The organism is Virgibacillus chiguensis (assembly GCF_900129865.1).
Taxonomy (GTDB): domain Bacteria; phylum Bacillota; class Bacilli; order Bacillales; family Amphibacillaceae; genus Virgibacillus; species Virgibacillus chiguensis.
Genome location: NZ_FQXD01000033.1, coordinates 1 through 7,319 on the forward strand (window position 1 = coordinate 1; position 7,319 = coordinate 7,319).

The window sequence follows — 7,319 nt, forward strand, 5'->3', positions numbered from 1 at the left end:
CTATCCAAATACACATTATTATCCTTAGCAAGTATCTGCATTAAGATATTATTTTGCTCTAATGTTGCATCTAGTAGGTCTTTGGTGTAGTCTTTGTTGTCGTTACTTATGGTAGCATCAGATAGCTGACTAGGTCGTTTATTACCTTGTTTGTTTCGTTGTATATCCTTACCAGCTAAAGCTAATAATTTCATAGCTTCTGTTCTTCGGGATGGATTTGTTGGTATGACATATTCTGGCCATCCATCTTCCGCAAGTTCATACAATCCCTTGTTTTTTACTAAGCCACCTGTTTTATAACCAACGTATTTTCCACCTCTACGCATTGCTTTGATACCGGGTACGTTAAAGACATTGCCGTAACGGGATTTAATATAATTTATGGCTGCTACCGCATTATGAATAGGGTTTAAGATATTATCAAGCCCACGCTTTTTATGCGCTTGGAAAGTAGGCATAATTGTCTGCATTAAACCCATGGAAGGAATACCACGTTTAGCATTTATATCCCACCTGTTTACAGCGCGAGGGTTACCTCCAGATTCCTTAACCGCTATAGTGGTTAATGGTTTAAACCAACTTTGAGGAACACCTGCTATTTTAATAGCAGCATTAATCCATTTAGAAAGGCTACCATTTACCTTTCCTTTAACATCTTCCCCAAAAGAAAAGAAGTCTTTAATTTTATTTTTTATATAACTACCGGCTCCCTTTTTAGCGTAAGACACCGTACCTTTAAACAAGTCTTTAAAAGTTCCTCCAAACGAAGGTAGTTTTCCAAGGAATTTACTCCATACTTTATTTACTAATTTTTTCGGACTAGATAAAGCCATGTCAAAGAAATTCCCAATACCTGATTCATAACCAGGGAATCCATAAGATTTTAATAGATTTTCAGTGTGCTTATTTGGTAAGACAGATGTTCCTTTTGGTAAATCTAAAAATTGAGGTCCTGTTTCTCCCAGCATAGTTATGCCTTGACCTGGTATATAAGCGAGTTCTCTTCCTTTCTCCCCCACAATCGCGTGACCGCCCGGATGCCCGTGGCGAGAAGTACCTTTTTCGTACCCCATCAGTGCTTTGGTCATTGTTTTTGGAAACCACTTAGGAATTTTCAGATGTTTTAGTCCTATTTTCCCTAAAACCCAGTTAACACCATCTGTAATATTCCCCATCGCTTCTGCTACACCAATAACCAACTTATCCCAATTAGTAAGAACTGTTCCTCTGGTCCAATTAACTTCTTTAGCATGTCCTTTAGCTTGTTTTCTCGCTTGGTCAACTACACCTCTGTGTTTTTCTTTTGCTTTTTTTATGGTTTCGTTCTTCGTGTTTCTTGCATCTTTAATAATCTTATCCGCTTCTTCTTTTGATAAGTTCCCTGTTACATCCCGCTCATAAACAGCCCAATTCCTCACCTCATTGAACTTTTTGTTCGCTTCTTTAACCGAGCCATCTTTAGCCTTTTTGCTGTTTTTAACCGTATCCGCCGCTTGACGAGCTGTTATGTTACGGGAATTGTTCTTAAGTTCCGTCATAATTGCTTCTTGCTCAATTTGAGATTTGGACATTGTTTGAACAGCAGTTTTCCTCATTGAATCTTGAATCTGGTTAATTTCTGTCTTTTCGGATTTAGTTAAAGAACGTTTTTCTTGCGAAGCTGTATTTAATATTTCTTTGATTCTATCTTGATTCTTTTGTACTTCCTCTTGCCGTTTTAAATGACTTTCTTGCATTTTGAGTAATATAGCTTGTTCTTCTTGGTCTGACAGTGCTTTTGAATTTGCGAAAAAATTGCTCATAGACTGATAGCTCTCGTCAAATTTTGTTTTCATATTAGTGGAAATTTGATTGGTCATAGAACTAAAAGTCTGAATTAATTTTTGAGACCCTTCTTCCGTTATCTCTTGCCCGCTCCAAAACAATTGATTTAATTGGGTGGTAGCTTCATTATTCAATTTTTCATAACCCAAAACAGCCTTAGTTGTTGAATCCGAAACTTTATCGCCAAATCCTTCAACAGCCGGAATGCTATCCTCTTTCAGATGGTTAACCAGTCCAATTCCACCTTTGATTAATGCAGGAATTGCAATGCTTGCCAAAATTCCCATTGGACCACCTAATGCAGATAAACCTAATCTAGCTATACCAGCTATTTTTCCAACTCTCCCTAAACTTCCGACCACTTTACCAAACTTACCAGACGTTTTTAACGCTTCGGTTCCTGACTTTTTAGATACGCCATCAAAAGTTTGTAATGATTTTCCAGCGTCTTTAGAGCCTTTACCCATACGTCCAAAAAACTTAATAGTTTTGGATAGACCGCCAGTAAACATGCCAATAGTCCGAAAAGCTCCACCGAACACCAACATTAATGGACCCATGGCAGACGCTAAACCTCCAGTAGCGACAATCGCTTTTTGTATCTCTGGAGAAAGGTTAGAAAACCACTTAGTTGCATCTTGAATCGCTTTTGATACTTTAGGTAATGCGTCTTCTGCTATATCAAGGAGTACTTCGCCAATTGGTAATAATGCCGACTGCAAATCTCTCCAAACTTTTTTAACACGTTGATTAAACGTTTTTTCCATGTTTTTAGACATTTTGTCCATTGTTCCATTAACGCCTTTTAAATTGCCATCTATCCCGCCAAGAGCATACATAGCATCGGCTTCAAGGTCTTCCCACTTAGTTCCAAAGAGTGCAACCCCAATTTCGTTGGCTTTTACTTGGTCATCCATACCTTCTAATTCTTTTAAAACAGTATTTGATACATCTTTAACCGTCTTATCACCGTTTAAAAAGGCTTTCCAAACGTCTTGTGTAGACTTTGACATTTCTCCCATCGCATCACTTGTAGACTTAGATCCATCTTTCAGACGAACCTGAAACTCTTTCATTGCATCATTAATAAAGTCTAGGTTATATACGCCTGCTTTTGAACCTTGAATTAACATTTGAAAATATTCTTCAGCGGAATATCCCATTTTCCCAAACAACGGAGCATATTCGCTGAGGTTATCAAACATTTCGTTAGAAAAATTTAACCCATTTTGAGCACCGGAAGCCATTAAATCAAAAGCTTTGTCAGCTTCTATGCCAAAGCCCTTAATTAAATTGTTTCCGGCACGAGTCACTTCGTTCACATCAGAATTAAATGTTTCAGATAAAACTAAAGCTTTTTTAGTTATTTTTCCAAGCTCAGCCTGATTCAACCCTTGAATATTTTGCTTTGTTTGCAAGAGCGCGTTGTCTACTTCTTCAAAGCTATTTCCAAATCCTTTTTTGTAAATATCGCGGGATATTTTCGTTAGACTCTTAGCTTCTTTTGCTGTTAAACCTAACGAATTTTGCATACGTACAGAAGAACTTTCAAAGTTTTTTGCCGTTAACAAAGAACCGGCACCTAACGCTAAAATAGGTGTAGTCACGGATGTTGATAAACTTGAGCCTAAATTCGTGAATTTTTCACCAGTACTTTTCATTCGGTCTGATGCTTGATCTAAATTACTTGTAAATTTCCCCCAGCGAGAGTTGGAGAGGTCCTGTTGTTTTCTTAACTTTTCTAATTCTTCACGTGCGTTTGACACATAACGATCAAGGTTGTTAAGTGCGGCAGCTTGATGATTATACTCTCTGGCAGCCTTTTCAGCTTCCTTTGAGCCTTCCCCATACTCGCTAACCATTTTTTCGTATTCAGCTTTTGCGGCTTTAGTCACTGCTTTTTGTGTTTCTAATTTTTTATTCAGACCTCTTAACCTAGTTTCATATTTCTCAACAGTTTGATCTCCACGATCAAAAGCAGACATGTTCGCTTTCATTTCACTATTTACTGTCTTCAATTGATCTTTTAAGCCGGTTAAACCACGTTCTAGCCGTAACGTCTCAAGGTCAAGAGCAATAGACATTCCTTCAATACGCTCCACACATTAACCCCCTTTCATGAAGAAAAGTCATTAACCACCAAATGCGGCGATTAATGACTTTTCTTTTTTTGGTTTATTTCTTTCGTGTAATAATTCCAAAACAAAATTATATGGCATATTTAATATGTCATTAATATCTTTTCCAGCTTCCATTAAATCCATGATAAAAGCATCCATATATTCTTTTTGCTTATCGGAAGTATAGTCTTTATCATTTAATTTTTCTTCGCCAGATACTTTTTTGTTTCATCATTTTGCATCCCCCTTGAAACAAACAAGATTTGATCTTGCAAAACTTTAATAGCATCAGGGGCATGCAAACCATTAAATAGTTGATCTTTTGTAAATTGTTTCCCATAAATTTTATCAGATACAAATACTAGCATTTTTTCCATTAATTCTTTTTCTTTTTTCACACTATCATCATCTGCGACTTTTTCAATCTCAGCAGACAAATCAATCGCTTCGTACACAACTGACATTGGGAGAAAAATAGGGGTTAAAAATTTTTCCGTTACAGTTTCTCCTGCTTTTACTTCTTTCACAATCTCTATCATATGTCTTTTTAAATTAGCCATTTTATTTCCTCCTAATTTTAAAAGAGCAAGGGATTAACCATGCTCTTATGATCCTGCACCTTCTAGCGCTTCTAATCTTGCTATAATGTCGTTATATTGAGTTTCGGTTCCAAAGCCATCTTTGCCGTCTTTACCCGGATTACCTTTGTCTCCTTTATCGCCTTTATCACCCTTCGGACCTTTTAAAGAGTTTAACCACTCTTGCTCGGTTCCTGTAAAGCCACTATCAACAGCGATCTCATATGCTGACTTACCGTTTTTTCCTGGATCACCTTTTTCACCAGATCCTCCGCTAGATTGTCTGACTAAATTGGCTATTTCTCCTGCTTTTACAGCATCTGTTACGTAACCAATTCCTTCCCCAGCAGATCCAACAATAACACCGCCTTCTCCTGCTTCCACATATTGACCTGCGGTTAAATCTTCCCCCGCTTCTACGTTCCATATCGGCTTATCTCTCATGGTTACGGTGACGGCTTGACTTTCTTTAAGATCGCCTGTAGACACAAAGTCTGGTGATCCCCCTGCTGCAGTAATAGATAAATGTGGGGCACCGTTACCACCTGTCATAGATAGTAAGCGATTAGCTGGTATGTCTTGGGTTACAATTGCATCAAAAGTACTCATTATCCTTCAACACCTCCGGTATTTTCTTCTTCATCCGTTGGATAAGGTTTTCCAAAAATCTTTAAGAATAGTGCGTCACGGTTAGTGGTTTCTCCTTTTTTATCGTACGCAAAAAGGGCTGATTTTTCTTTACTAAATCCCTCTACTTCTCTATCCATAAATGACGCTGTGATTTCCTCACTCGAAAACTCGGTGCTTTCTCCTTTGGAGTTTCCAGTAACACTTGGGCGCGTGAACATTCCTTTCGGTAATCCAACATATTCTTTGGATCCATCTTCAAATGTTTTAGCAAAAATCACTGCTACGTAAGGTGGATTATCGTTGCTTCCGGTCGCTATGATTCCGTCAACTCTTTCCCATCCTAGCAATTTTTCTTTGTCTTCCAGTGGAATTTTATGAAACCCTGCAGTAACGGAAACGTCTCCACCAGATACAGCTATTTCTGCGGTTTGATTATCACCGTAAGCTCTAACCGGCTCTTGTGGCATTTCTACTGTAATAGTCTGCAAAAACTTTACTCTCTCAACATAATCAGCGATGACATTATCACCTACTGCACCGTAATAAAATTCATTTACACCTGTAGATGCACGGTAATTCTTTTGTTCTGCCAAATTAATCACTCCTTAAAATAAAATAGACAGCCTATAAGCTGTCGAAATCATCTCGATATAATTTACCTCTATAGCGTCTCGCATCACGAAATACGCCTTCATCATACTCTTTGGGTCCTGCTTTTTGTGCAAACCCAAATGTCTCCCACATGATGTTCCGTATTCTGTTGGCCACACTATCAGTTAGCTTTCTGTCACGCGACCAAACATCAATCTGCAAGAGAAAATCTAATTTTGCCCATTGGTTATCCGCATAGTCAGCTGGAGCCGGTGAGTCAATCGGATCAATAACAATATAAGGGTTGTCAACATCGCCAGTTGCAGGGTACTTATAAAATTTAATTCTATACTCCTCAACGGTCTCGTCATATGTTTGTTTTTTGATATAATCATCAGCAATTAACGCTTCATATACCTTATCTAAAATATCCATTACAGCCCACCCTTTATTGCTTTACGCACTGCATCGCGATATGCCTTTTCACTATTTTTCATTGCCCTTGCAACTGCACCTTTACCTCGTGGATTAGGATTTTTAACCGTACCCCATTCATTCAAATGAATTATACGGTAGCGTCCTTTTGGACCAGTCCAATGTATTTTAATGGTTCTTGTGCCTTGTTCCCACAAAGGACCTGTAATAGTGATTTCATCTATGCTTGCTCCTGTGTCTCTAAAACTCTGAAATTCAGACTTTAGGACTCTTACAAACTCATTTGCAGCATTAATTAAAGCTTTGTCGCTTATCCGTTGCATACCTTGTTTGCCTAGCTTGGTTTCTAACTCATCTAAGAGTTTGTTTAATCCTCTGATTTTCACACTCATTTAACCAACCTACCAACAACCGTAATAAACTTTTTGTTTTGTAAATCGGGTTGTACGTGTTTAATGTTATATCGTTTATTACGATATTCAGGCGCATCGATAGATAGATAATGATCATCGCTAGGGATGTAATCTTGCAACGGATCTCTTACAGTAAGTGTCACATCTGATAAAGTACCATTAGACTTAGCAAGCTCTAAGTCCTTGAGCCAAACTTCATCTACTTTAGCCATGCAATCATACAGGACTTGCTTTTCTTGTTCTCCTGGCTCGGGTCCAGGATTAGGCGCATATTCATAAAAGGTTACTGGTGTGCGTAAATCACCAGCATTAACGCGTGGTGGTTTGTACTTAAAAGGTTGCATCTTCTTCACCTTCTTCTAATAAAGCAATATCAATTCCTAGTGAATTTATTTCACTAAGAAAATTATTCTCAAAGTATTCAAGCGCTTCATTATAAGCATATCTAGTACGCTCGAAAACCAGTTCCCTTGCTCTGACATCAATATCTGATTCTCCTGCGATATTAAACTCCCCACAATTTCCTTTGATTGATGAAATAGAGTAAGACAGCAACTGTTTTAAATTGCTGTCCTCTCCGCTATGCGATATATGCATTCTGTCTTTGAATTCTTTTAATAAATCATCTGTGACCAATCAGATCACCCCTCAACACCAGCTTCATAAATTTTTAAGTTGTATACTTGAGCAGCATAATTATCTTTTGGTTTACCAGTAGCGTACTGTTT

The 7,319-nt window shown here is 38.0% G+C and carries 9 protein-coding genes; all 9 read right to left on the reverse strand.

Annotated elements, in window-relative coordinates:
• Positions 1-3,926: phage tail tape measure protein (locus BUB45_RS19115; RefSeq protein ID WP_073013458.1), on the reverse strand; the 3,926-nt coding region annotated here is incomplete at its 3' end.
• A gap of 30 nt (positions 3,927-3,956) precedes the next feature.
• On the reverse strand, positions 3,957-4,103 hold the full coding sequence (gene gpGT, locus BUB45_RS20300) for a phage tail assembly chaperone GT (RefSeq protein WP_212590795.1): 147 nt from the start codon (positions 4,101-4,103) through the stop codon (positions 3,957-3,959).
• A 38-nt stretch (positions 4,104-4,141) separates the two neighbouring features.
• On the reverse strand, positions 4,142-4,504 hold the full coding sequence (gene gpG / locus BUB45_RS19120; RefSeq protein ID WP_073013460.1) for a phage tail assembly chaperone G: 363 nt from the start codon (positions 4,502-4,504) through the stop codon (positions 4,142-4,144).
• Positions 4,505-4,549: 45 nt separating this feature from the next.
• Positions 4,550-5,131: a hypothetical protein gene (locus BUB45_RS20305; protein WP_073013462.1), complete on the reverse strand. Its 582-nt coding sequence runs from the start codon at positions 5,129-5,131 to the stop codon at positions 4,550-4,552.
• Entirely contained in the window at positions 5,131-5,745 is a 615-nt protein-coding gene (locus BUB45_RS19130) for a major tail protein (protein WP_073013464.1), read from the reverse strand. Before BUB45_RS19130 ends, BUB45_RS20305 begins: the two co-directional genes overlap by 1 nt.
• Positions 5,746-5,776: 31 nt before the next feature.
• Positions 5,777-6,178 (reverse strand): DUF3168 domain-containing protein, encoded by a 402-nt coding sequence (locus BUB45_RS19135; RefSeq protein ID WP_073013466.1) that lies wholly within the window; start codon positions 6,176-6,178, stop codon positions 5,777-5,779.
• Complete coding sequence (locus BUB45_RS19140; protein WP_073013468.1) at positions 6,178-6,570, reverse strand: hypothetical protein; 393 nt, start codon at positions 6,568-6,570, stop codon at positions 6,178-6,180. Before BUB45_RS19140 ends, BUB45_RS19135 begins: the two co-directional genes overlap by 1 nt.
• Positions 6,567-6,935 carry a phage head-tail adapter protein gene (locus BUB45_RS19145; RefSeq protein WP_244527780.1) on the reverse strand — a complete coding sequence of 123 codons (369 nt, stop codon included), beginning with the start codon at positions 6,933-6,935 and terminating at the stop codon, positions 6,567-6,569. Before BUB45_RS19145 ends, BUB45_RS19140 begins: the two co-directional genes overlap by 4 nt.
• Positions 6,922-7,188: a hypothetical protein gene (locus tag BUB45_RS19150; protein WP_073013472.1), complete on the reverse strand. Its 267-nt coding sequence runs from the start codon at positions 7,186-7,188 to the stop codon at positions 6,922-6,924. Before BUB45_RS19150 ends, BUB45_RS19145 begins: the two co-directional genes overlap by 14 nt.
• Positions 7,189-7,319 lie beyond the last annotated feature (131 nt).